General features: G+C 41.5%; 22 protein-coding genes and 5 tRNA genes. 13 read left to right on the plus strand and 14 right to left on the minus strand.

Annotated features, from left to right (window positions below; genetic code table 11):
- Nucleotides 1-86: 86 nt before the first annotated feature.
- From purH to IHV77_RS05430, 3 genes are all read right to left on the minus strand, one after another.
- On the minus strand, nucleotides 87-1,685 hold the full coding sequence (purH, locus tag IHV77_RS05420) for a bifunctional phosphoribosylaminoimidazolecarboxamide formyltransferase/IMP cyclohydrolase (protein ID WP_194813077.1): 1,599 nt from the start codon (nucleotides 1,683-1,685) through the stop codon (nucleotides 87-89).
- Nucleotides 1,686-1,812: 127 nt separating this feature from the next.
- The gene (locus tag IHV77_RS05425; protein ID WP_194813078.1) at nucleotides 1,813-2,214 is read right to left on the minus strand and encodes a DoxX family protein; all 402 of its coding nucleotides are present in this window, start codon (nucleotides 2,212-2,214) and stop codon (nucleotides 1,813-1,815) included.
- 108 nt (nucleotides 2,215-2,322) lie between these two features.
- The gene (locus IHV77_RS05430; RefSeq protein WP_194813079.1) at nucleotides 2,323-4,053 is read right to left on the minus strand and encodes a protein-disulfide reductase DsbD; all 1,731 of its coding nucleotides are present in this window, start codon (nucleotides 4,051-4,053) and stop codon (nucleotides 2,323-2,325) included.
- A gap of 189 nt (nucleotides 4,054-4,242) precedes the next feature.
- Between IHV77_RS05430 and arcA the strand changes: the two genes are divergently transcribed.
- Both arcA and smpB read left to right on the plus strand, forming a co-directional pair.
- On the plus strand, nucleotides 4,243-4,959 hold the full coding sequence (arcA, locus tag IHV77_RS05435) for a two-component system response regulator ArcA (RefSeq protein WP_194813080.1): 717 nt from the start codon (nucleotides 4,243-4,245) through the stop codon (nucleotides 4,957-4,959).
- Nucleotides 4,960-5,082: 123 nt separating this feature from the next.
- The gene (smpB, locus tag IHV77_RS05440; RefSeq protein WP_194813081.1) at nucleotides 5,083-5,565 is read left to right on the plus strand and encodes an SsrA-binding protein SmpB; all 483 of its coding nucleotides are present in this window, start codon (nucleotides 5,083-5,085) and stop codon (nucleotides 5,563-5,565) included.
- A 64-nt stretch (nucleotides 5,566-5,629) separates the two neighbouring features.
- Here the strand turns inward: smpB and cgtA are convergent, their stop codons facing one another.
- The 4 genes from cgtA to rplU form a co-directional block, all read right to left on the minus strand.
- Nucleotides 5,630-6,802, minus strand: coding sequence for an Obg family GTPase CgtA (gene cgtA / locus IHV77_RS05445; RefSeq protein ID WP_194813082.1), 1,173 nt, complete (start codon nucleotides 6,800-6,802; stop codon nucleotides 5,630-5,632).
- Between the two features lie 211 nt (nucleotides 6,803-7,013).
- Nucleotides 7,014-7,937: a DMT family transporter gene (locus IHV77_RS05450; RefSeq protein ID WP_194813083.1), complete on the minus strand. Its 924-nt coding sequence runs from the start codon at nucleotides 7,935-7,937 to the stop codon at nucleotides 7,014-7,016.
- A gap of 152 nt (nucleotides 7,938-8,089) precedes the next feature.
- A complete protein-coding gene (rpmA, locus tag IHV77_RS05455; protein WP_005626413.1) occupies nucleotides 8,090-8,347 on the minus strand; it encodes a 50S ribosomal protein L27 in 258 nt (85 codons plus the stop codon).
- Nucleotides 8,348-8,366: 19 nt separating this feature from the next.
- Entirely contained in the window at nucleotides 8,367-8,678 is a 312-nt protein-coding gene (gene rplU / locus IHV77_RS05460) for a 50S ribosomal protein L21 (protein WP_194813084.1), read from the minus strand.
- A gap of 216 nt (nucleotides 8,679-8,894) precedes the next feature.
- Between rplU and ispB the strand changes: the two genes are divergently transcribed.
- The 3 genes from ispB to psiE all read left to right on the plus strand — a co-directional run bounded on the left by ispB (nucleotide 8,895) and on the right by psiE (nucleotide 11,173).
- On the plus strand, nucleotides 8,895-9,884 hold the full coding sequence (gene ispB, locus IHV77_RS05465) for an octaprenyl diphosphate synthase (RefSeq protein ID WP_194813085.1): 990 nt from the start codon (nucleotides 8,895-8,897) through the stop codon (nucleotides 9,882-9,884).
- 51 nt (nucleotides 9,885-9,935) lie between these two features.
- Nucleotides 9,936-10,667 carry an epoxyqueuosine reductase QueH gene (locus IHV77_RS05470; RefSeq protein ID WP_194813086.1) on the plus strand — a complete coding sequence of 244 codons (732 nt, stop codon included), beginning with the start codon at nucleotides 9,936-9,938 and terminating at the stop codon, nucleotides 10,665-10,667.
- 89 nt (nucleotides 10,668-10,756) lie between these two features.
- Nucleotides 10,757-11,173: a phosphate-starvation-inducible protein PsiE gene (gene psiE / locus IHV77_RS05475; protein WP_194813087.1), complete on the plus strand. Its 417-nt coding sequence runs from the start codon at nucleotides 10,757-10,759 to the stop codon at nucleotides 11,171-11,173.
- A gap of 40 nt (nucleotides 11,174-11,213) precedes the next feature.
- Here psiE and IHV77_RS05480 read toward each other — a convergent pair.
- Nucleotides 11,214-11,289 (minus strand) — tRNA-Ala (locus IHV77_RS05480).
- Nucleotides 11,290-11,367: 78 nt separating this feature from the next.
- A complete protein-coding gene (gene gltX, locus IHV77_RS05485; RefSeq protein WP_194813088.1) occupies nucleotides 11,368-12,810 on the minus strand; it encodes a glutamate--tRNA ligase in 1,443 nt (480 codons plus the stop codon).
- 172 nt (nucleotides 12,811-12,982) lie between these two features.
- On the opposite strand from gltX, the gene IHV77_RS05490 reads away from it, so the two are divergent.
- The 4 genes from IHV77_RS05490 (at nucleotide 12,983) to IHV77_RS05505 (ending at nucleotide 13,438) form a co-directional block, all read left to right on the plus strand.
- Nucleotides 12,983-13,058, plus strand: a tRNA-Val gene (locus tag IHV77_RS05490).
- 38 nt (nucleotides 13,059-13,096) lie between these two features.
- Nucleotides 13,097-13,172, plus strand: a tRNA-Val gene (locus tag IHV77_RS05495).
- 59 nt (nucleotides 13,173-13,231) lie between these two features.
- Nucleotides 13,232-13,307 (plus strand) — tRNA-Val (locus IHV77_RS05500).
- 55 nt (nucleotides 13,308-13,362) lie between these two features.
- A tRNA-Val gene (locus tag IHV77_RS05505) sits at nucleotides 13,363-13,438 on the plus strand.
- Between the two features lie 104 nt (nucleotides 13,439-13,542).
- Here the strand turns inward: IHV77_RS05505 and IHV77_RS05510 are convergent.
- The 3 genes from IHV77_RS05510 to IHV77_RS05520 all read right to left on the minus strand — a co-directional run bounded on the left by IHV77_RS05510 (nucleotide 13,543) and on the right by IHV77_RS05520 (nucleotide 16,729).
- Entirely contained in the window at nucleotides 13,543-14,535 is a 993-nt protein-coding gene (locus IHV77_RS05510; protein ID WP_194813089.1) for an amidohydrolase family protein, read from the minus strand.
- Between the two features lie 225 nt (nucleotides 14,536-14,760).
- Nucleotides 14,761-16,509, minus strand: a complete 1,749-nt coding sequence (locus IHV77_RS05515) for a DUF3413 domain-containing protein (RefSeq protein WP_194813090.1) — start codon at nucleotides 16,507-16,509, stop codon at nucleotides 14,761-14,763.
- Nucleotide 16,510: 1 nt separating this feature from the next.
- Nucleotides 16,511-16,729 (minus strand): YejL family protein, encoded by a 219-nt coding sequence (locus tag IHV77_RS05520; protein ID WP_194813234.1) that lies wholly within the window; start codon nucleotides 16,727-16,729, stop codon nucleotides 16,511-16,513.
- Between the two features lie 129 nt (nucleotides 16,730-16,858).
- On the opposite strand from IHV77_RS05520, the gene yejK reads away from it, so the two are divergent.
- The 4 genes from yejK (at nucleotide 16,859) to cpxA (ending at nucleotide 20,552) form a co-directional block, all read left to right on the plus strand.
- Nucleotides 16,859-17,875 (plus strand): nucleoid-associated protein YejK, encoded by a 1,017-nt coding sequence (gene yejK, locus IHV77_RS05525; protein WP_194813091.1) that lies wholly within the window; start codon nucleotides 16,859-16,861, stop codon nucleotides 17,873-17,875.
- A gap of 63 nt (nucleotides 17,876-17,938) precedes the next feature.
- Nucleotides 17,939-18,352, plus strand: coding sequence for an outer membrane protein assembly factor BamE (gene bamE, locus IHV77_RS05530; RefSeq protein ID WP_194813092.1), 414 nt, complete (start codon nucleotides 17,939-17,941; stop codon nucleotides 18,350-18,352).
- Between the two features lie 69 nt (nucleotides 18,353-18,421).
- Nucleotides 18,422-19,132, plus strand: coding sequence for a response regulator (locus IHV77_RS05535; protein ID WP_194813093.1), 711 nt, complete (start codon nucleotides 18,422-18,424; stop codon nucleotides 19,130-19,132).
- 4 nt (nucleotides 19,133-19,136) lie between these two features.
- Nucleotides 19,137-20,552, plus strand: a complete 1,416-nt coding sequence (gene cpxA / locus IHV77_RS05540; RefSeq protein WP_194813094.1) for an envelope stress sensor histidine kinase CpxA — start codon at nucleotides 19,137-19,139, stop codon at nucleotides 20,550-20,552.
- 204 nt (nucleotides 20,553-20,756) lie between these two features.
- Here the strand turns inward: cpxA and IHV77_RS05545 are convergent, their stop codons facing one another.
- Nucleotides 20,757-22,937: a heavy metal translocating P-type ATPase gene (locus IHV77_RS05545; protein WP_194813095.1), complete on the minus strand. Its 2,181-nt coding sequence runs from the start codon at nucleotides 22,935-22,937 to the stop codon at nucleotides 20,757-20,759.
- Nucleotides 22,912-23,118, minus strand: a complete 207-nt coding sequence (locus IHV77_RS05550) for a heavy-metal-associated domain-containing protein (protein ID WP_194813096.1) — start codon at nucleotides 23,116-23,118, stop codon at nucleotides 22,912-22,914. The genes IHV77_RS05545 and IHV77_RS05550 overlap by 26 nt, the downstream gene beginning before the upstream one ends.
- Nucleotides 23,119-23,196: the final 78 nt, after the last annotated feature.

Raw genomic sequence — 23,196 nt, forward strand, 5'->3', positions numbered from 1 at the left:
GTTGCCCACCTAAAATAATGATTGATTTTCTTTGGCAAGAAAAAATAAACTCGGTCTTTCAAAATTGAAAGACCGAAATATCAATCTTAATGTCTAAAATGGCGCATTCCCGTTAATACCATCACCATATTGTGCTCGTCCGCCGCATCAATCACTTCTTGATCACGCATTGAACCGCCCGGGTGAATAACACACTGAATGCCTACTTTGGCTGCCGCATCAATGCCATCACGGAATGGGAAAAAGGCATCGGATGCCATCACACAGCCGGCGACATCCAAACCTTCGTCTTGTGCTTTAATGCCGGCGATTTTCGCTGAATAAACACGACTCATTTGCCCTGCGCCGATACCGATGGTTTGGTTATTTTTGGCATAAACGATAGCATTAGATTTCACAAATTTTGCGACTTTCCAACAGAATAATAAATCTTTAAGTTCTTGTTCCGTTGGTTGGCGTTTACTGACGACTTTTAAGTCCTCTAAGCCAACCATACCTAAATCAGCATCCTGCACTAACAAGCCACCGTTCACACGTTTGAAATCTAAACGTTGAGTACGCTCGTGCCATTCTCCGCATTCAAGCAAGCGAACATTTTTCTTACGCTTCACCACTTCTATTGCCGCAGGAGAAACTTTTGGTGCAATAATCACTTCAACAAATTGACGTTCTACAATCTCATTTGCGGTTTGTTCGTCTAACTCACGATTAAAGGCAATAATGCCGCCGAATGCAGAAGTCGGATCCGTTTGATAAGCACGGTTGTAGGCCTCCAAAATATCTTCCCCTAATGCCACGCCACAGGGATTTGCATGTTTAACGATCACGCAAGCCGGTTCGTCAAATTCTTTTACACATTCAAGTGCGGCATCCGTATCGGCGATATTGTTGTAAGAAAGCGCTTTACCTTGTAATTGTTTAGCTGTGGAAACGCTGGCTTCTTGCACATTTTGTTCAATATAAAATGCCGCATTTTGGTGAGAATTTTCACCGTAACGCATCGTTTGTTTACGGATAAAATTAAGATTAAAAGTCCGTGGAAATTGACCGCACTTCGCATTTGCATCTTCTTCGGCTGCCGTATAATAAGGTTTCACGAGCTGACCGAAATAGTTTGCGATCATCGAATCATATTGTGCGGTATGTTCGAAAGCTTTGATAGCAAGATCAAAGCGGGTTTCTAAAGTAAGACTGTTTTGGTGTTGATCCATTTCCGCAAGAATTGCGTTGAAATCATTATTATTTACCACAATCGCTACATCTTTATGGTTTTTCGCTGCAGAACGCACCATTGTCGGTCCACCGATATCAATATTTTCTACGGCATCAGCCAAGGTACAATCCGGTTTTGCCACTGTTGCGGCAAAAGGATATAAATTCACCACCACCATATCGATACCTTCAATGCCGTGTTGTTGCATAACGGCATCATCCGTACCACGGCGACCTAAAATACCGCCATGAACTTTCGGGTGTAAGGTTTTTACACGACCGTCCATCATTTCAGGGAAACCGGTATAATCAGACACTTCAGTAACCGGTAAACCGTTTTGTTCTAAAAGTTTTGCCGTACCGCCGGTAGAAAGTAATTTTACCCCCCTTTGAATCAAACCTTGGGCAAATTCCACAATCCCTGTTTTATCTGAAACGCTTAATAAAGCCTGACGAATAGGACGAGCTGTCATTGAATTTTTTCCTTAATAATTAAAATAAGCGGGCGCATTATAGCGCAAACGGTTGCGTAAATATAGAAAAGATTGAAAAAGAAAAGCCCACGCAAGGTGGGCTATGAAGATTATAAATTTTACAAAATTAATTTTTCTTAAATTTGTTATCTAATGCAAACGCCCCTGAGCCGGCAAAAACAAAATAGAAGAATACGACAGAATATAGTAAGGCAAGTTCCCCTCCATTTGCGAGAGGGAAAAATAAGTTCCCTTGCGCTGCGTGCATAAAGAAATAAGCGTATGCCATTTGTCCGGATAAAATAAATGCCGCAGGACGGGTAAATAAGCCAAAAAGTATCAAAATCCCCCCGACAATTTCAATAACTCCACCGACAATCATCAAAGGCGCATCTACCGCACCGTTACCGCCGGTCATTGAAACGGGAAATTCCCAGAACTTTGCCGTACCATGTAAAATAAACATATAAGCGGCAGCGATACGCAATAACGCTAAACCATAAGGACGAAATTTTTCAAGATTGTTCATAATGCTTTCCTTTTAAAAGACGAGTTAAAAAACGTATTGATCATAATCCTTAACATTTGGTTAAACAATAACAATATTTGAAAAAGACTTTCTACTTTGCGTTGAAAATTATGACTTAAGGTTCAATTTATTGATCCAAGTTAAAAAGGTTTCCGCATCCATAAAACCGCTAACTCGACTACCTGAAATCTCATTGCCCGTTCGGTCTAAAAACAAAATTGTTGGCAAGCCAAGAACCTGATAACGTTCCATTATCGCTTTATTTTCAGCGCTATTTTTTGTCATATCCACTTGTAGCAATAAAAGATTCCCGAAAGCATTTTGCACCTTTTCATCACTAAAAGTGTATTTTTCAAGTTCTTTGCAAGCCACACACCAATCTGCATATAAATCTAACATAGCAATCGAATGAGGATTCTGTGAAAGCACTTCATCTAACTCTTGTAAATTTTGGATACGCTGAAATTTAACTTGCGAAACTTCCGGATTTTTGACCGCACTTTGTACGCCGGATTGGTTCTGCCACACGAAGTTTTGTAAAGGTTGAACGGCGATCATCGCACAACCGAAAGCGAAAATTTTCACCGCATAACCCATACCGTTTTTTGGCATTTGTAAGGCAAACCAAATGAAGAAAACCGTTGCTAATAATGCCCATAGACGTGGTTCCCAAACCTCCGGCAAAATACGTGAAAGCAAGAACACCGGTAAAGCCAGCATAACAAAGCCGAAACTTTGTTTAACCGTGTTCATCCACGCCCCTGATTTCGGCAAAATTTTGTTTCCGAATAAAGTAATTAACATTAACGGAATCCCCATCCCCAAGGCGAGTAAGTACAAGGTGAGCGCACCGGTAACCAAATCGCCGCTTTGCGCGACATACAACAACGCACCGGAAAGCGGGGCTGAAGTACAAGGTGAAGCGACAAGTCCTGCAATCATTCCCATTAAAAATGCTCCGCCGAAAGCACCGGAGGTTTGTTTTTGGCTTAAGGCATTTAATTTGGTTTGAAAAGAAGCGGGAAGCTGTAAAGTAAATACGCCGAACATCGACAATGCCAAAAGCGCAAATAAGAGAGAAAGCGCAACCATTACATAAGGATGTTGCAACGCAATTTGAAAAGGTAAACCGATTGCGGCGACAGCTAATCCCAGTAAGGTGTAAGTCAATGCCATACCTTGCACATAAAGGAAACTTAAAGAAAAAGCTCGCACCATATTCGGGCGATTTTGCTGCCCGATGACAATCGCAGAGAGCAATGGCAACATAGGCAACACGCAAGGCGTGAAAGCAAGCCCTAATCCTAACAAGAAAAAGCCCAATACCGCATATTTACTTTTGAATAATCCTTCAGCCAAGCGATCTTGCTCCGCCTGAAGTGCGGTTGTTTTTTCTTCAAAATCGGTTATCGGTAAATCCGCAACTCGTAGAGATTTCGTTTCAGGAGGATAACAAAATCCCTCGGTACAGCCTTGGTAGGAAATTTCTATATGCTGCTCTGCGGTAAATTCCTTCCCGGAAAAATAAGCATCTAAGGGTTGAGTAAACACTTTTACTTCACCAAAATAAGGATCTTGATGAACTTCCGATTGCTGACCGAAATTGACGGAAAGTAATTGCGATTCCCCCTCCTTTCTTGCCTCAATTTTATCTTGGTAAAGGTAATAACCTTTTGCCGTATCCCAACGAATATGAAGCTGTGTTTTATCGGTAGAAATTTCAGCGGAAAGCGGAAAGGCTTCATCGACGTTTAAAAAAGAAGATTTGTTATCAAATAACCCGGCATGACTAAAAAATGCGGTCAAGATGAAGCTAAAAAAAAGAAGATGATTTTTCATAGGTTATATGGATTAAAGAGATAAATTTTTGTGACGAAATCTTAACACAAAGCAAATCAAAAGCCCAAAAGTATGATTTAGATCATAAAAAATGGAAAGTTCCGAAGAAATAACCGCACTTTTCCATTGTTACAACTATGTTATAAAGCTAAAATAGCCGTTGGTAGAAGTGAGTAAAAGGATTGGAAAATGGCAGCACCGCAAATTCTCATTGTTGAAGATGAGGCTGTTACCCGCAATACATTAAAAGGCATTTTTGAAGGGGAAGGCTATATCGTTCTTGAAGCGCAAGACGGCACGGAAATGCATCAAATCTTGAACGATAATGCTGTTAATCTTGTTGTAATGGATATTAATTTGCCGGGTAAAAACGGACTTTTATTAGCACGGGAATTACGTGAATATGCCAACCTACCGCTTATTTTTCTAACCGGACGAGATAATGAAGTAGATAAGATTTTAGGCTTAGAAATCGGTGCGGACGATTACTTGACTAAGCCTTTTAACCCTCGAGAATTAACTATTCGTGCGCGCAATTTACTGCACCGTGCGATGTTACAACACGAAAAGGAAAACACGAGTCACGAACGTGATTCTTATCGTTTCAACGGTTGGACGCTAGACTTAAATAGCCATAATTTAATTACCCCGGAGGGAGAAGAATTTAAACTTCCGCGCAGTGAGTTTCGTGCAATGGTACATTTCTGTGAAAATCCGGGAAAATTACAAACCCGTGAAGAACTTCTAAAAAGAATGACCGGTCGCGAACTAAAACCGCAGGATCGTACGGTGGATGTAACCACTCGCCGCATTCGTAAACATTTCGAAGATCACCCTAATACACCGGAAATAATTGCAACGGTTCACGGAGAAGGTTATCGTTTTTGCGGTGAGCTGGAATCATAAAAAATCTATAAAATCTAAAAGGGCTGAATATCCGGCCCTTTCTTTTCTCTTTTATTTACCTCAATTTTGCGATCAAAGCGCATATTCGGTAAAATCGGCAAAAATTCAAAAATATAGCAAATTATGACAAAGAAAAAACTCAAACCCGGTTCAAACACGATCGCCTTGAATAAACGAGCCCGACATGATTATTTCATTGAAGATGAAATCGAGGCGGGGCTTGAACTGCAGGGCTGGGAAGTAAAATCTATGCGTGCAGGCAAAGCCAATATTAGTGATAGCTACATTATTTTCAAAAATGGGGAAGCTTATTTATTCGGCGCGACAATTCAGCCTTTAAGCTTAGCTTCAACACACGTGGTGTGCGATCCCACCCGAACCCGTAAGTTATTACTGAATAAGCGGGAATTAGAATCCCTTTTCGGTAAATCCGGTCGGGACGGTTTTACGATTGTTGCACTCGCACTTTACTGGAAAGGCGCTTGGGCAAAAATCAAAGTCGGCTTGGCAAAAGGTAAAAAACTACACGACAAACGTGATGACATTAAAGATCGCGAATGGAAAGTGGCGAAAGAACGCATTATGAAAAATGCACGTCGCGGATAATCAGAAAAAGAAAAAGTGCGGTCGGATTTATACTCAAATCTGACCGCACTTTTGTTAGAAAGAATTATGGTTTGTAAATAAACTCTATTCCCTCATCGTCTTCCTCTGTCCAATCCTCATCCCAATCATCTTCGTCATCGAACTGATGTTCTGCCAATTGTTCCTGGTGATAATCTTCCCACTTGAATTTCACTTCTTCCGGAGAAACCTGTTGTTCTTCTACTTCACGTGGATGCGCTTCAATAAAATCCATAATATCGCGACATAATGCCGGTACATTTTTACCTGTTGCAGCAGAAATAAGGTAATAATCTTCATCCCAACCTAAGCGCTCAGCAATTTCTTTGACCCGCTCATCAGCTTCGTCATCACTCATCGTATCAATTTTATTGAACACCAACCAACGCGGTTTTTCAGCCAATTTCTCGCTATATTGGAAGAGTTCGGATTCAATGATGGCGATATTATCTGCCGGATCAGAACCGTCAATCGGCTGAATATCCACAAGATGAATCAATACACGGCAACGTTCTAAGTGTTTCAAGAAACGAATACCTAAGCCGGCGCCATCTGCCGCCCCTTCAATTAAACCGGGAATATCGGCAACCACAAAGCTGTGCGCCTCATCCACCTTCACTACACCTAAACTTGGCACTAAAGTTGTAAACGGATAATCCGCTACTTTCGGTTTCGCCGCTGAAACGGCTCGAATAAACGTGGATTTACCGGCATTAGGTAAGCCAAGCATCCCCACATCGGCAAGTAACATTAATTCTAGCAATAAATCACGTTTCTCACCCGGTGTACCCATGGTTTTTTGCCGTGGTGCGCGGTTTACGGAGGATTTAAAACGGGTATTCCCCAAACCATGATAACCCCCTTTTGCCACTAACATTTTTTGTCCGTGTTTAATTAAATCACCTAAGATTTCTTTGGTATCGTTATCAATCGCCCTTGTTCCAACCGGAACCTGCAAAATAATATCTTTACCACGGCGACCTGTACAATCCGAACTGCGTCCGTTCTCACCACGTTCGGCAGCAAAACGTTTGTTAAAACGATAATCAATCAATGTGTTGAGATTTTCATCAGCCATTAAATAGACATCACCGCCGTCTCCGCCGTCTCCGCCGTCAGGCCCTCCCTTCGGGATAAATTTTTCACGGCGAAAACTGACACAACCGTTACCGCCATCACCGGCTTCTACACGAATGAGGGATTCATCAATAAATTTCATTAAAAATTCTCCAAAATCGAACCGCACTTTTATGCTATTTCAGTATTATGAGCACCTGCACAAATCATAGTAAGATGCCGTTAGACGAAGCCGTAACGCACCAATAGAGGGTTAATGATGAAATGGTGCGTTACGCAAAGCTTAATGCACCTTACCCTCGATAAATATTGTATATAAAATTCTCTTTGTGCGACTGATACATAATACCGCACTATTTCACATTATGCGGTGATAATAATTTATGTCCAACTGCAGATAAAATTGCTCCGCATACTACAATAAACGCCCCAATATAGCTAACAGTATTTAGTTTCGGTAGGGCAAAGTACTCAGGGCTAAAAAGATGTGCAAGATGAGAAAATAAAATAGTGAAAAGCGGTACAAGTGTTACCACCACACTCACTTTTGAAACATCCCAGCGATTCAATGCCTCGGCATAAGAACCATAGCCAATTAGGGTATTCAAACAACAATAAATAAAACAACCAAGCGTAAAAGGGGTTAATGCTTGTACCTGCGAAAACTCAGCCATTGGGGTGAACACGATAACACAACCAAAATACATCATTAATAAAATTTGTTGTGAACTGAATCTACGCAACATGAGTTTTTGCGCCATACCATATGCAACCCATATCAAGGCAGCACTTACACTTAATATCACACCGATGGAATATTGGTTCAGACCACTGAATACATCAAAACGATCGTTAAAGAATAATCCTAAACCTGCTAATAAAAGCAAGATCCCGATCTTTTGGTGTAATCCTAGCTTTTCTTTAAAAATAAAGACACCGCAAAGCAACATACCAAAGGAAGATAAATGGATGAAAATCTGTGCGACCGAGGGATCAATATAATTAAGTGAACTGCTGAATAATAAAAAATTTCCTGCAAGCCCAAGCACACCGATAACAACCAGCCAGCCATATCGCCCGATTTTAGCCAATTCCGGCAATTTCTTTTTGTAAGCAAGCAATAACAACAATGCAAGTGTTGCAACAACAAAACGATACCAGACTATCGTTTGTGCGTTCATCGCTGAAAGAACTTGTTTCAGTGCTAAAGGTAGTGAGCCCCACGCCATCGCGGTAATTAAAGCAAAGATAAAGCCCAAGAATGGTTGTTGTTTCATACTTATTCCTTATGTTTGTTGCTACTCACAATAAATTTATATAAATCTTCAGTGGTTATACATTAGATCCTAAAGTTACGGAATGCAAGGATGATCCAAAAAATAAAACGCCCCACATATTTGTAGGGCGTTTCACTCAAATAGGTTTTAAATTACTCAGTAACAATACTTACGTATTTACGGCTTTTTTCGCCTTTTACTTCAAATTTAACTTTACCGTCTGCCGTTGCAAATAGGGTGTGATCTTTACCCATACCTACATTGCTACCTGCATGGAATTTAGTACCACGCTGACGAACAATGATACTACCTGCTAACACAGACTCGCCACCGAAACGTTTAACACCAAGGCGTTTAGCTTCAGAATCGCGACCGTTACGAGTTGAACCACCAGCTTTTTTAGTTGCCATCTACTTGATCTCCCTGAAATTATGCTTGAATCCCAGTGATTTTCACTTCGGTGAACCACTGACGATGACCTTGTTGTTTACGGCTGTGTTTACGACGACGGAATTTAACGATTTTTACTTTCTCGCCACGACCTTGTGCAACCACTTCAGCCACTACTTTTGCGCCGGCAACTACCGGTGCACCAATTTTTACATCTTCACCATTAACGACCATCAACACTGAATCAAACTCAACTGTTGAGCCGGTTGCAAGTTCAAGTTTTTCTAAACGAACAACTTGTCCTTCGCTAACACGGTGTTGTTTACCGCCACTTTGGAAAACTGCGTACATAAATACTCCGCTTAACTGTGCTTTTCTGCACTTTGCAGTCCGCACTTCAAAATTCACATAAAATAGGTCGCAAATTCTACGGAAAAAACGATCCCATAGCAAGGGTTTATTTGTAATAAAATAAAAAAATTCCCTTTTCCGGTGGTTTGATTTCAGAAAGCCTGAAAATTCAGTTAAAATACACCGCACTTTTACCTTAGAAGCCAATCAAAAGAGATGAAAAAACAAGATTTAATGGACATGCAATCTATTCAGCAATTAGTTGATCCGGATATGCAGAAAGTGAATCAAAATATTCTTACTCAATTAAATTCCGATGTGGCATTAATAAGCCAACTCGGTTTCTATATTGTGCAAGGCGGCGGAAAAAGGATCCGTCCTTTGATCGCCATACTTGCCGCACGATCTTTAGGGTTTGAAGGATCGCAAACGATCACTTGCGCAACCTTTGTCGAATTTATTCACACCGCCTCTTTATTGCACGATGATGTCGTAGATGAATCCGATATGCGTCGTGGGCGTGCTACCGCCAATGCGGAATTCGGCAATGCCGCAAGCGTATTGGTCGGAGATTTTATTTACACGCGGGCATTTCAGTTGGTTGCACAATTGGAATCTTTAAAAATCCTACGCATTATGGCAGATGCAACCAATGTACTGGCGGAAGGCGAAGTCCAACAATTAATGAACGTCAATGATCCTGAAACCAGTGAAGCGAATTATATGCGTGTGATTTACAGCAAAACCGCACGTTTATTTGAAGTTGCAGGACAAGCCGCCGCCATTGTTGCCGGCGCAACGGAAGCACAAGAGAAAGCCTTACAGGATTACGGTCGTTATCTCGGCACCGCATTCCAACTGGTGGATGACGTATTGGATTATAGCGCAAACGCCCAAGCACTCGGAAAAAATGTGGGCGATGATTTGGCGGAAGGAAAACCGACGCTTCCTCTATTGCACGCAATGCGAAATGGAAATGAGCGGCAAGCGACACTTATCCGTGAAGCTATTGAGCAAGGCGGTAAACGAGAAGCTATCGATGAAGTGCTTGCCATTATGGCAGAGCATAAATCGTTGGATTATTCTATGGCGCAGGCAAAACAAGAGGCACAAAAAGCCGTTGATGCAATTGCTATTTTGCCGGAAAGCGAATACAAACAGGCCTTGATTTCTTTAGCTTATTTATCCGTAGATAGAACCTATTAACTTTTGATACAAAATTAACATTTTAGGAAAATCTTTCCCTATATTAACGTTATGAATAACACCGAAAATTCAACGCAAAGTGCGGTCAATTTCCAGCCTAAAATACGCAAACAAAAAGTGCGTAAAGATCCTAACGCCCCTTTTGTTCGTGAAAAATTAACCCTACCCGACGGACACAATAAATTACTTCTTCACTCTTGCTGTGCGCCTTGCTCCGGTGAAGTGATGGAAGCAATCCTTGCCTCCGGTATCGACTTTACCATTTATTTTTACAATCCGAATATTCATCCGTTAAAGGAATATTTAATTCGTAAGGAAGAAAACATTCGCTTCGCTCAAAAGTTTGGCATTCCCTTTATTGATGCGGATTACGATCGCCAAAATTGGTTCGATCGTGCGAAAGGTATGGAATGGGAACCGGAACGTGGAATTCGTTGTACGATGTGTTTCGATATGCGTTTTGAAAAAGCCGCGGAATATGCTCATGAGCACGGTTTCCCTGTTTTCACAAGTTGTCTCGGAATCTCTCGTTGGAAAGATATGAACCAAATCAACGGTTGCGGACATCGTGCGGCAGAAAAGTATGATGACGTGATTTATTGGGATTACAACTGGCGCAAAGAAGGCGGTTCACAACGAATGATCGAAATCAGCAAGCGTGAACGTTTTTATCAACAAGAATATTGCGGCTGTGTGTATTCGTTACGTGATAGCAACAAATGGCGTGAAGAAACGGGTCGTCAAAAAATTGAAATAGGAAAACTATATTATGCGCCGGATTAAAACTCGGTGAAAAATAACCGCACTTTCCAAGAAATACCGATGATAATGTCGGTATTTTTTATTAAAGATAAACAGATAGAGGATAAACAATGGAAGAAAACCAAATGGAGAAATTCCCTAATATCATAACAAACATACTAAAAATCATACTAAGTACCGCATTGATTGCTTTAGCGATTGTACTTACTATTGCTTTAGCAAAAATTACTTATTCTCTTGCCTTGATGGTGATAAGCCCTTCGACCGTTGTGCCTTATGCCTTAGCTGAACAAGCCGTAATGTTTTTCTTATACTTCGGATTTATCGGCTTGATCGTGCAATATTTTAAAAGCGGTTATCACTTCCCTTTACGCTATTTTATTTATTCGGGGATCACCGCAATGCTACGTTTTATTATCGTTATACACGAAAGCGCGCTAGATACGATTTTATTCGCCGGAGCCATCCTCATTATGGTGATAGCACTTTGTTTGATACTTTATTCCGATAAACTACGAAATATCTAGAAAAAGAAAACGCACTGTAAACACAGTGCGTTGATAAATTTGGTGGAGATAATCGGGATCGAACCGACGACCTCTTGAATGCCATTCAAGCGCTCTCCCAACTGAGCTATATCCCCAAAAAGCGGTGCTATCTTAAATTTTGCCGCAACCGCTGTCAATATGAAATTATCTTGAAAAGATCAGACGATTAAATATTAATCATTTTGCGACTTAATAAAATCAATCGCACGTTGAATACGGGCAAGTACACGTTCACGACCAATGCCGACTAAAGTTACATCCATTGATGGCGACTGACCCGAACCGGTAACCGCTACACGCAACGGCATACCGACTTTCCCCATTCCTACTTCAAGCTCAGCAGCGGTTTGTTCAATCGCTTCATGAGTAGAATGTAAATCCCAAGCGGAAAGTGCGGTCAATTTTTCTTTTACTTTTTCAAGGGCTTCAACAGCAGTACCTTTGAAATATTTTTTCACGGCCGCTTCATCAAAAGTATCAAATTCTTCAAAGAAATAACGGCTTGCCATCGCCATTTCCTTTAATGTTTTGCAACGTTCGGCAAGCATTGTCACAATTTCACTCAACGCAGGCCCGCTGCTTGTATCAATACCCTGATCTTTATAATGCCATTCAAGATGTTTCGCTACATACTCCGGCGGTAATTCACGGATATAGTGATGGTTCAACCACAAGAGTTTGTCGGTATTAAAGGCACTTGCCGATTTACTCACGTGATCAAGTTCAAAATATTGAATCATTTCTTCACGACTAAAAATTTCTTGATCACCATGCCCCCAACCTAAACGCACAAGGTAATTAATGAGCGCTTCCGGCAAATAACCTTCATCACGGTATTGCATCACACTCACCGCACCATGACGTTTTGAAAGTTTTTGACCATCATCACCGTTGATCATTGAAACGTGTGCATAAATCGGAATCGGTGCACCGATAGCTTTGAGGATATTAATTTGACGAGGCGTATTATTAATATGATCTTCACCACGCACCACATGAGTAATGCCCATATCCCAGTCATCTACCACTACACAGAAATTATAGGTCGGTGAACCGTCCGTGCGGCGAATAATGAGATCATCCAATTCACTGTTGCTAATTTCAATGCGTCCCCGCACGGCATCATCAAATATGACCGAGCCTTCCGTCGGATTTTTGAAACGAACGACGTGCGGTTCATTCGGTGAATGGCCGTGATCGTGCAAACAACGGCGATCATAACGTGGTTTTTCTTTATTTTGTTCTTGTGTATTACGAAGAGCGTCCAAACGTTCCTTAGAACAGTAGCAACGATATGCCAAACCTTGTTCAAGCATTTCATCAATAACTTGGTTATAGCGATCAAAACGTTCGGTTTGGTAATAAGGCCCATGCTCCCAAGCCAGATTTAACCATTCCATTCCTTCCAAAATCGCAGCCGTGGCTTCCGGCGTAGAACGTTCCAAATCCGTATCTTCAATACGCAATACAAATTCGCCGTGATTATGTTTTGCGAATAACCAAGAATAAAGCGCAGTACGCGCCCCACCTACGTGTAAATAACCGGTAGGGCTAGGGGCAAAGCGGGTACGCACTTTCACATTCGGATCTAAATCAAAAGGAGCTGCTAATTTCATTTTCTAACCTATCTTTAATCAAAATATTGCCCGCTATTCTACTACGACTGCATTCACATCTAAATAAGTAAAGCTGCTTTTTATGCTTATTTTTACAACAATTAATCGCTTTTTTATAAAAAATGATTGACTGAAAACACATTATCCCTATAATGCCAACCCACAACATTAAGGGCGATTAGCTCAGTTGGGAGAGCACCTCCCTTACAAGGAGGGGGTCACTGGTTCGAGACCGGTATCGCCCACCACTATCCAAGGTACTTAATGTTGTTAAGTTTGACCAAGCGGGCGATTAGCTCAGTTGGGAGAGCACCTCCCTTACAAGGAGGGGGTCACTGGTTCGAGACCGGTATCGCCCACCACTTCTCTAAAGTGTTCTTTCCGCTCAAACTTTCCCTTTTATTTAAACGCTATCTTAAGTGGGCGATTAGCTCAGTTGGGAGAGCACCTCCCTTACAAGGAGGGGGTCACTGGTTCGAGACCGGTATCGCCCACCACTTAATTACGTGTTTAAATAAACCGAAAATTTAAGGATTTAGCCTTAATATTATCGGGCGATTAGCTCAGTTGGGAGAGCACCTCCCTTACAAGGAGGGGGTCACTGGTTCGAGACCGGTATCGCCCACCACCTCTTCTAATATCTTCTTCAATAACCTTAATTTCTATTTTCAAATAAAAAACGATCATAAAACCTTTTATTTTATGACCGCTCTTTTTTTAAATGAATTTCAATTAAATCGGCTCTAATCCCAACACTTTACGTCCATTAATACTTGCAATATCCACCATCGCATCTAAATGAGGAAAACGACAACCTGCCGCAAGCAAACTCAATTCCTGCCACAAATCACCCTCGCAAAGCGGCACCATATAATCGCAAATATTATCTGTTCCCAAAGCAACCGTAATACCTTCCGGAATCATTTCATCTGCCGGTGTTAAAGCGTTATGGAACGGCATTAAGTCTTCTTTCCGATTACTATCAATCCATGCCATCGGGCAAGCAATCATCATCATTTTTGCTTTACGCATTTTTTCATAAAGTTGATAACGATATTCTTTGGAATGCGATCCGATAGAGATTCCGTGAATCCCGACCACACGCCCTTCCATACCGTGTTCAATGGTTTTATCACATAATTGCTCGGTTTCTTTTTCACTTGGATTATTAAATTGATCCACGTGCACATGGCACATAATACCAAGAGATTTTGCCTTATCCAGCAAAATATCCATTGCCTCTAAACCGCGTCCATAATCCAATTCATCGCGATATGGCAAACCGCCTATCATATCCACCATTTCCGAACCGATATCAAACCATTTACGGGCAGTGGGCTCAATCACGCCTTTTAAGGTTTGATTGGCAAATTTTAAAATAATGTCATGCTTATAGACTTCACGTGCTTTGTGAGCAGCGATAATTGCACGATCTTCGCAAATCGGATCAATATCAACGAATGTACCGAAAGCCGTTACACCTTGGGAAATCATTAACTCGATAGACTGGCAAAATCGCGCATAGTAATCATCAACGCTGGAAGTGCGTTTTACTTCATCGACCAAATCCCATTTTTGCTGCAAATTGCTACTATGATAAATCCCGATTTTTTCCGGAGTCATCGTAAAGGCGCGATCTGCATGCGCGTGGGCATTCACCCAACCGCCTTTTTTAATGATCTCATCGCGAATATAGGTTTTAAAACTACGAACGTGGCTTTTCATACAAACTCCATAAAAAAGAATGAGGATAAAAAGACGAGAAGCGTATTAATTGAAAGGCACGGCAAGCGTGGCGAGAAGCATAGTGATAATGTTATGAAAAACTCACGGATTTTCATTAATAACATCTTTTCAGTCTTAAACTGAGGCGCAAGTATAAAGGGTTGAAGCACAAAAAGCCATTCATTTTTACGATAAAATCAAGGCGGAAATACCGCCTAACTTATCTTATTTCTCAAAAAATGAATTTTCCCGTTTAAACATTTCCAAGAACAGCCCCAATGGCGGACGTTCGGAAAATTGTTCTTGATAAGTGCGGTCAAATTTTTTGTAGTTTCCTTTACGATCAATGTGATACTGCGTGCCATCCGGTTGAATCAATACGTTCCAACGATAATTTGAAGCAAGCACCCAATTATCTCCATTCAAATCAAATAAATTACGCCCTTGCGAATAATCACTCAACGGATTTTTTACCTTGAACACCGATGTCATCAACGCCGGCAATATATCGGTATGCCCGGTTAGCCCTTTTTCAACGCCCGCCGGTAAGTCTTTCCAATAGACCAGCAGCGGAACTTGAATAGCATCACGTCCAAAATAACCGGAGCGATCTTTTTCATCCATTTTATGAAAAGCCAAACCGTGTTCTGCCGTTACAATCACGAGGGTATTTTCTAATGGCACGTTCATTAATGCCTGCTCAATCAACGCATCTATTCGTCCTAAAGTGCGGTCATATTCCGTCTCGTTTTTTGCCGTTAAATCAAGATCAAGATAAGCAAACCAAGGGGGTTGGGCGGTTCTTGCAGCCATAAATTCATTGAAATTTTTGACCGCACTTTCATTGCCGAATTTTCCTTGCGGCAACTTAATATTCTTAAAGAGGGCTTGACGGAATAAGCTATCTTTAAAGTTTGTGGCTGAGAATAAACCAAATTGATATTTTTCCGAACGGAGTTTTTCAATCAATACGGACGGCGTATGGTTGCTCAGAATACTGTCCGTATAATTTGCATTCAAACCATAGAATAAGCCGACCAACCCGGTATTATTTGTATTACCGCTGCTATAATGGTTGACAAATTGTGTCGAACCCTTAGCAAACGCCGCCAGTCTTGGCATTTTTTCACGAGAGACCGCATCATAACGCAGTCCTGAAACCGTGATCACTAAAAGATTCGGCTTATTTTCAAGCGGTGCAAAGGTGAGTTTATGCTTTGGATAATCAATCTTCAGCGCATCTAATCGTCCTTCCCGCTCCAATGTTTTCGTGTATTGCTCAAAATCCAACAAGCCGTGTTTTTCCAAGAAAGAGCGTGCCGTCATCGGGTAAGAAAGCGGAAAATTGGAACGTTGCATTGTAATCGGACGATACAAATAAGCATCCGCCCAAGCATAAATAAGATGCGTTGCAATAAAAGTTGTTATGAAAAATACCCCTACGCCTTTCAGCCATTTTTGCCGTTCAAGACTACGGAGCTTTTCCCAGCTCCAACGGGAAAACAGCATTTGAGCAAGCAAAATGATCGGCATTGGCGTAAAGAAAATTTGCCAATCGCGTGACATCTCACCATTTTCCGGATTCACCAATAAATTCCACACCACAGAAGATAAATGCAGATTAAAACGGTGAAATACTTCCGTATCAAACAGTAATAGCGTTGTACAAACCGTAGAAAGTATGACCGTTAAACCACGGAAAGTGCGGTGATTTTTAACAACAAAACTCAGTGGAAAAATGACCAATAAATAAACGGCAAAAACGCAAAAACTGAAATGCCCGAGCAAGCTAACGAAGAAATAAAGTCTACCGCCAAGCGTATCGGGCCAATCAATGAGAAAAGCGTAACGTGCGCCGATCAGCACCGAAATAATAATATTAAAAAAGGCAAACCAATGCCCCCACGAAATTTTTCGGGAGGTATCATCACGATATTGTTTCCCACTGAAAGTGCCTTTTTTAAACCACATCATATTAGTGCGTTTTTACTGCGTTAACTAAAGCATTGGAAAAGGCTTGCGCCAAAGCCTCACGTTGAGTTTGCGGCACGCTGCTGGTAAGCAAATTGCTTGCCATATTGCCTAGTGCAATGAGAGACAAATCGACAGGGGCTTTATGCTTTTCCAACACGGCTATCATATCATTTACAATTGCGCCGAGTTGCGCATCGGAATACTTTGAATGTTGAGCCATTTTATTCAAAACGAGAGAAAAAAGTCGCTCTATCATACCCGATTATTTCCCAGATCCTAAACAATTTCTTTTTTCTTGATTAAAAAGTGCGGTTATAATTTGCAACGTTTTTGAAGAAAGGAAAAGAAAATGAGTATTAGCGTTAATCAAATCGTACTCCATCAGCTAATCAAGCAAACTGACGGTGAAAATGCAGAAATGAAAAGCGTTCTGCGTGATGAATTGTTGGCGATCACGCCGGAAGTAGAACAAATGATGTTGCAATTACACCAAGGTTATCAAAATAAAGCGAAAGCTTTTGGGGTATTCCAAGAAAATTCCATCTTTGCCCAACATTTAAATCGCTTACTGGAACGGGAAATCGAATTTTTAGGTTTTAGCCAATCCTCCACCCAACTGCTCGCAAATGAATTAAGTAAATATAATTTTGCCGATAGCGGCACGCTCATTCTCTGCCAGTATAATTTTTTAGCCACCGACTATTTATTTATTGCGCTGCTTGATAGCCGCCACAGTATGCTGGTAGACGAGCATTTGGACATTCGCCGTACGGAATATCTCGACATCACACAATTCGACATCGCCGCACGGATCAATTTGACGGATTTGCAGGTGAATGCGAACTCCAACCGCTATTTAACGTTTATCAAAGGACGTGTCGGTCGTAAAATCAGTGATTTCTTTATGGATTTTCTTGGTGCGGAAGAAGGATTAAATCCGCAAGTGCAAAATCAATGTTTATTACAAGCGGTGAGCGATTATTGTGAGCAAGGCGAATTAAATAAAGAGCAAACCCAAGCAGTGAAAAAGCAGGTTTTTGAGTATTGCAAAGGGCAGCTTAGCGGCGGCGAAGAGATTGAATTAACGGAACTTTCGGCAAACTTACCCACTCTAAACGAGCAATCTTTTGTCGCCTTTGCCGAAGCACAAGATTACGGTTTAGAAGAAAGTATCCCACCGCTACGTTCTGCATTGAAATCGCTCACAAAATTCTCCGGTTCCGGTAAAGGCGTTACATTGAGTTTTGATGCGGATTTGCTTAATACGCGTATTCTTTGGGATCCGCTATCCGATGAATTAACGATTAAAGGTTTACCACCGAATTTGAAAGATCAATTACAAAAAGCCCTAAAATCAGAGAATTAGTTTGGCAAGTCCCGTAACTTTGGATATTATTTCAGAAAGTTTGCAGAAATTAAGGTAAAGAAAATGCAATTTAAAACTATTTTTGGCGCAGCGGTATTGGCATTAAGCCTGACGGCTTGTTCAACTATCGAGAAAGTGGTTTATCGTATTGATGTGCCACAAGGGAATTACCTGGAAGCCGCTAATGTAGCGCAAGTAAAACAAGGTATGACGGCACAACAAGTACAATATTTACTTGGTACGCCGGTTTTAATTGACCCTTATAGCAATCTCACTTGGTACTACGTGTTTTTACAACAACACGCCTATCAATCGCCGGAACAACATACTTTTACCGTAAAATTTGATCAACGCGGTATTGTAACCGAAACCAATCTTGATAAGCCATTACCTGAAGTCGCCTCACAAAATGAAAATAACACGATTATTGAGCGCAATGGTAATGCACAGAAAAAATCTTGGTGGAAATTCTGGTAATTCCGGTCTATCGCCTGCTTTGCAGGCATTCTTTCATCGGATAATTAAGTAACGATAAGGGAGTTGGTCATGTCAAAAATTTTACTCGTTGATGATGATACCGAACTAACGGACTTACTTGCGGAAGTGCTTTCGCTGGAAGGCTTTATTGTTGATGTGGCTAATAATGGTCAAGAAGCGTTGGATAAACTTGAGCAAAATTATGCATTAATTTTGTTAGATGTAATGATGCCGGTATTAAACGGCATCGAAACACTAAAACATATCCGCCAACAATCCAACGTACCCGTTATGATGCTGAGCGCACGTGGTGAAGAAATTGATCGCGTACTCGGATTAGAACTGGGGGCTGACGACTATTTGCCAAAACCTTTTAATGATCGGGAATTAGTTGCACGCATTAAAGCGATTTTACGTAGAAGTGTCGATTCAAATGGCACATCAAACCGCCCCCTCTCTTCTCAAAGGGACAAAAACGGATGGGTAGATTTCCACGGATTAAAACTTCATTTAGAAAATCACTTAGCGTTCTATAAAACGCAAGATCTACATCTTACCGAATCAGAATTTGCATTACTGAGAGAGTTGGTTCGCTCCGCGGGAGAATTAGTCACCCGTGAAGAATTAAGTCTTAGTGCCTTAGGGAAAGCGCTTTCTCCATTTGATCGCTCAGTCGATATGCATATGTCAAACCTACGTAAAAAATTACCACAAAAAGAAAACGGTTTGCCTTGGTTTAAAACCTTGCGTGGGCGAGGCTATCTTTTAGTTAATAAATAATCTTATGCAGCGTAAAAAGAAATTTAGTCTGAATCAGTTAACCGTTAGCATCTTCGCCGTATTTTGGTTTGCTTTTTTAGCCATGATCGTAACCATTATTGCCCTTCCCTATGTTGATAACCGTTTTTACTCTGCGCTACAAAATAATGAAATTGCGAACTACCAAAAAACAATAGCTGAAATCATCTACCATCATAAAATCAAATCCATTCTTTCTAAAACACCTCTACTTCCAGTCGAGCAGTTTGATATTGCCCGCCCTGTTATTTACAACCCTCATACTAAAGAAGTATTCGGTGCATTTACTGAAGAAAAACCGCTTGTATATCGTTTTGCTGAAAATTCAACGGATTTTTCAATTCCAATGCGAAAGAATTTTGACGACATCCAAATTGCCGGCCCTTTCCAACTATATGCAAATAATGACTTTCATGAGCCGTTTTCACTCTTCTTCGTATCCCGTGTTGATCCGCATAAAGAGATACTTCAATATTTACTGAATAACCCACTGACATTACTTATTTTAGCCCTGTTCATTACAACACCACTGCTGTGGTGGTTTACTTACACTATAGTAAAACCAATTTCTCGTTTGCAAAAAGCGGCAAACAATGTAGCACTGGGTAACTTTACAATTGATCCAAGACTAAGCCATGATGGACCGCTGGAGCTACGCCAAGTAGGTACTCGTTTTAACCGAATGACAATGGCGATTAATGAATTAATCTCAAACCAACAAACCTTAATGTCTTCCATTTCTCATGAGATGAAAACACCACTAACCCGGCTTCAACTCGCTACGGTACTACTGCGCCATCAAATCGGAGAAACCAATGCCGTTCAGCGCATTGAGAAAGAGGTTGCCCGTATGGATAAAATGATTAATGAGTTATTACTCATCTCTCGTCAACAAATCAATGCGCAAGTAACAAGAACCATCTTTCCGGCAGAAAAAATTTGGCGTAATGTGGTACAAGATGCGGTATTTGAAGCCGAACAGCGTCATATTGAATTTGAGAAATCCTTCGATTTACCCCGCGATGTCGATATTTTTCTAAACGGCAATGAGGATCAACTACAAAGTGCGGTCGAAAATATTATTAGAAACGCGCTGAAATATACAAAGGATAAGATCAAACTTCATATTTTTCTCCAAGAAGAAGAAGAAGAAGAAGAAGAATTCCTGAAGATCCGCATTGATGACAACGGATCCGGGGTGCATCCGGAAGAATTGAAAAAAATTTTCTACCCATTCTATCGCGTTGATGAGACGCGTACACGCACAACCGGCGGCACCGGGCTTGGCTTGGCTATCGTTTCAAATGTCGTTAAGGGGCATCAAGGTAAAGTGTGGGCGGAAAAAAGTCCGTTAGGCGGCTTGGCGATGACTATCTCGTTACCGCTTTGGGTAAACGAATAAAGAGAAGGGGGGAAAATTCCGGTATTATGTATCAGTTGCACAAAGCGCTTTGATATTTCTTGGGGTAGGGTGGGCAACTAGTTGCCCACCATTGAAATATCGTAATTAGAAAGGTGGGCAAAAATTTGCCCACCTTACAGGAACGATGGTATTTACGATGTTTTGTGCAATTGCTACATAATACCGGAAAATTCCCCCCCTTTGCTAATGAAGTTTGAGACGTTTAAGTCTTAGAGAATTTGTTAATACCGAAATAGAGCTTAACGCCATTGCAGCACCGGCAATCACCGGATTCAAGTAGCCTAATGCCGCAAGCGGGATACCTAGCACATTATAAACCAACGCAAAAAAGAGATTTTGCTTGATATTTTTCAGTGTTGCTTGCGCAATCAAAATCCCATCGGCAAGCTGATTTACCGATTGGCGCATTAAGGTGACGGAGGCGGTTTGTTGTGCCACATCAGAACCGGATTTCATCGCAAAACTCACGTCCGCCATTGCAAGCGCCGCAGCATCATTAATGCCATCTCCTACCATTGCAACAATTCTTCCTTCTTGTTGTAAAGCATGAATTTTTGTCGCTTTCTCACGTGGTGAGCGCCGACCGAATGCCATTTTTATACCAAGCTGCCGTGCGACATAATCCACCACGGATTGGCGATCGCCACTCATCATTATCACCTGAATATGATGCTGATGTAATCGCTTGATTGCGGCTTCGCTTTCTTTGCGTAAGGTATCCGTCAAAGCAAAAGCACCGGCAGTTTTTCCATTAATTGAAACCGCCACTACACTGGCAATGTCCCATACTTCCGCCAGATCATTCGGTAAATCAAATTCACAAAACGCAGGCGTCCCCACCTTGACGAGTCCTACTCCTTCTACTTCTGCCGAAATACCCGCTCCCACTTCGGCTTTCACCGAAAGTGCGGTCGGAATCGAAGCGATTTTTTTCTGCGCCTCACGCACAATCGCTTTCGCAAGAGGATGATTGGCATATTGTTCTACGGCTGCGGTAATGCGATATAAATCGTCTTCGGAAATGACCGCACTTTGCGGCAACCATACTGTAGCAATGTTTAGCTCACCGGTGGTTAGCGTACCGGTTTTGTCTAATACAACAGTATTAATATGCGCCGCTTGTTCCATTGCTGTCGCATCTTTAAACCAAACACCTGAATTAACCGCTTTCCCCATGCCTGCCATAATCGCAGCCGGTGTGGCAAGCCCTAAAGCACAAGGGCAAGCAATCACCAGTACGGATACGGCGTGAATAATTGCGGTTTCAAGATCACCGGTTATCCGCCAAGTTAAGATAAAAGTGATTGCGGAAATACCAAGCACGACGGGGACAAAAACACCTGCCACTTTATCGGCAAAACGCGCAATGGGCGCTTTCGAGCCTTGTGCTTCAGACAATGCGCTCATCATATCACCCAATAAAGTTTGGCTGCCGAGTTGATGCGCCCGATAAGTCAAACTGCCTTCGGTTACCATTGCGCCGGCAAGAACCTTGCTTCTCGCCTGTTTCATTTCCGGCATCGATTCACCGGTTAAATGACTTTCATCACACCAGCCGTTTCCTTGCTCCACAATGCCGTCCGCAGCAATACGCTCCCCTTGATTTGCCCGCAATACATCACCGATTTTTACTTGATCAAGGGAAATAATCTGCCACATTTCATCACGCCAAACGCTAACTTGGCTTGGCGTAAGCCGTAGCAACAATTCCAAACTATTGAGACTGTGTTTTTTTGTTCGCTCTTCTAAAAATTTACCGAGGCTTACAAAACCGATCACCATCACAGCCGCTTCAAAATACACGTGATGTAACGCATCGTGACCTTGTGCAGTGTGATAAAACAACATATAAACGGAATACAGATAAATCGTAAGTGTGCCGCTGCTCACCAAAACATCCATATTTGCCAATCCGCCGCGAATACTGCCTATTGCTCCGCGATAAAACGGAATGGCCAACCCGAATTGCACAACGGTTGCTAACACAAATTGCCACATTGGCGGCAACATTAACTGATGATTACCGATCAACATTCCGATCATTCCGATTAAGAACGGAATATTAATCACCAACAATAGCCAAAGTCGCCAATGGGATTTTTTATCTTCCCGCAAAAGCGACTGTTTGTCGGTTTTTAAACTTCCTTTAAAACCGGTTTTCTGAATAATGCCGAGAATATCATCCGCACTTGCCTGTGTCGGATCAAAAACGACCTGCGCTTCTTCCACCGCAAAATTGACATTCGCTTGTTCCACAAAAGGCTTTTTATTCAGCACTTTTTCAATTCGACTGGCGCAAGATTGACAAGTCATTCCCTCAATTTGAAGAGAAATTTTTTTACTCTGTTGCGTCAAAACCTGCATCCTCTATGGTTTCAATTAATTGTGAAACGGAGACTTTGGTTTCATCAAATTGAACATCCGCATAGCCTTCAAGGGCAACATTCACTTGCACCACGCCATCTAATTCTTCCAATACGCGAGTTACGCTTTTTACACAACCGCCGCAATGCATTCCTGTTACCGTTAAACGAACGTTTTTCATTATTTTCTCCTTGTTAGTATTGAATGATATTTTGAGGTGGCTTACTATAAACCTTAACCCAAGGTAAAGGTCAAGGTG

Origin of the sequence: Rodentibacter haemolyticus, assembly GCF_015356115.1 — a bacterium.
In the GTDB taxonomy this organism is placed as follows: Bacteria; Pseudomonadota; Gammaproteobacteria; order Enterobacterales; family Pasteurellaceae; genus Rodentibacter; species Rodentibacter haemolyticus.

Excerpts from the sequence above, each read along its gene's own strand:
- ispB (WP_194813085.1), top strand. The coding sequence starts at position 8,895 with ATGAAAAAACAAGATTTAATGGACATGCAATCTATTCAGCAATTAGTT.
- IHV77_RS05535 (WP_194813093.1), top strand. The coding sequence starts at position 18,422 with ATGTCAAAAATTTTACTCGTTGATGATGATACCGAACTAACGGACTTA.
- gltX (WP_194813088.1), bottom strand. The coding sequence starts at position 12,810 with ATGAAATTAGCAGCTCCTTTTGATTTAGATCCGAATGTGAAAGTGCGT.
- bamE (WP_194813092.1), top strand. The coding sequence starts at position 17,939 with ATGCAATTTAAAACTATTTTTGGCGCAGCGGTATTGGCATTAAGCCTG.
- arcA (WP_194813080.1), top strand. The coding sequence starts at position 4,243 with ATGGCAGCACCGCAAATTCTCATTGTTGAAGATGAGGCTGTTACCCGC.
- IHV77_RS05450 (WP_194813083.1), bottom strand. The coding sequence starts at position 7,937 with ATGAAACAACAACCATTCTTGGGCTTTATCTTTGCTTTAATTACCGCG.
- IHV77_RS05515 (WP_194813090.1), bottom strand. The coding sequence starts at position 16,509 with ATGATGTGGTTTAAAAAAGGCACTTTCAGTGGGAAACAATATCGTGAT.
- IHV77_RS05430 (WP_194813079.1), bottom strand. The coding sequence starts at position 4,053 with ATGAAAAATCATCTTCTTTTTTTTAGCTTCATCTTGACCGCATTTTTT.
- rpmA (WP_005626413.1), bottom strand. The coding sequence starts at position 8,347 with ATGGCAACTAAAAAAGCTGGTGGTTCAACTCGTAACGGTCGCGATTCT.
- IHV77_RS05550 (WP_194813096.1), bottom strand. The coding sequence starts at position 23,118 with ATGAAAAACGTTCGTTTAACGGTAACAGGAATGCATTGCGGCGGTTGT.
- rplU (WP_194813084.1), bottom strand. The coding sequence starts at position 8,678 with ATGTACGCAGTTTTCCAAAGTGGCGGTAAACAACACCGTGTTAGCGAA.
- purH (WP_194813077.1), bottom strand. The coding sequence starts at position 1,685 with ATGACAGCTCGTCCTATTCGTCAGGCTTTATTAAGCGTTTCAGATAAA.
- cpxA (WP_194813094.1), top strand. The coding sequence starts at position 19,137 with ATGCAGCGTAAAAAGAAATTTAGTCTGAATCAGTTAACCGTTAGCATC.
- IHV77_RS05520 (WP_194813234.1), bottom strand. The coding sequence starts at position 16,729 with ATGGCTCAACATTCAAAGTATTCCGATGCGCAACTCGGCGCAATTGTA.
- IHV77_RS05545 (WP_194813095.1), bottom strand. The coding sequence starts at position 22,937 with ATGCAGGTTTTGACGCAACAGAGTAAAAAAATTTCTCTTCAAATTGAG.
- psiE (WP_194813087.1), top strand. The coding sequence starts at position 10,757 with ATGGAAGAAAACCAAATGGAGAAATTCCCTAATATCATAACAAACATA.
- IHV77_RS05470 (WP_194813086.1), top strand. The coding sequence starts at position 9,936 with ATGAATAACACCGAAAATTCAACGCAAAGTGCGGTCAATTTCCAGCCT.
- yejK (WP_194813091.1), top strand. The coding sequence starts at position 16,859 with ATGAGTATTAGCGTTAATCAAATCGTACTCCATCAGCTAATCAAGCAA.
- cgtA (WP_194813082.1), bottom strand. The coding sequence starts at position 6,802 with ATGAAATTTATTGATGAATCCCTCATTCGTGTAGAAGCCGGTGATGGC.
- IHV77_RS05510 (WP_194813089.1), bottom strand. The coding sequence starts at position 14,535 with ATGAAAAGCCACGTTCGTAGTTTTAAAACCTATATTCGCGATGAGATC.
- smpB (WP_194813081.1), top strand. The coding sequence starts at position 5,083 with ATGACAAAGAAAAAACTCAAACCCGGTTCAAACACGATCGCCTTGAAT.
- IHV77_RS05425 (WP_194813078.1), bottom strand. The coding sequence starts at position 2,214 with ATGAACAATCTTGAAAAATTTCGTCCTTATGGTTTAGCGTTATTGCGT.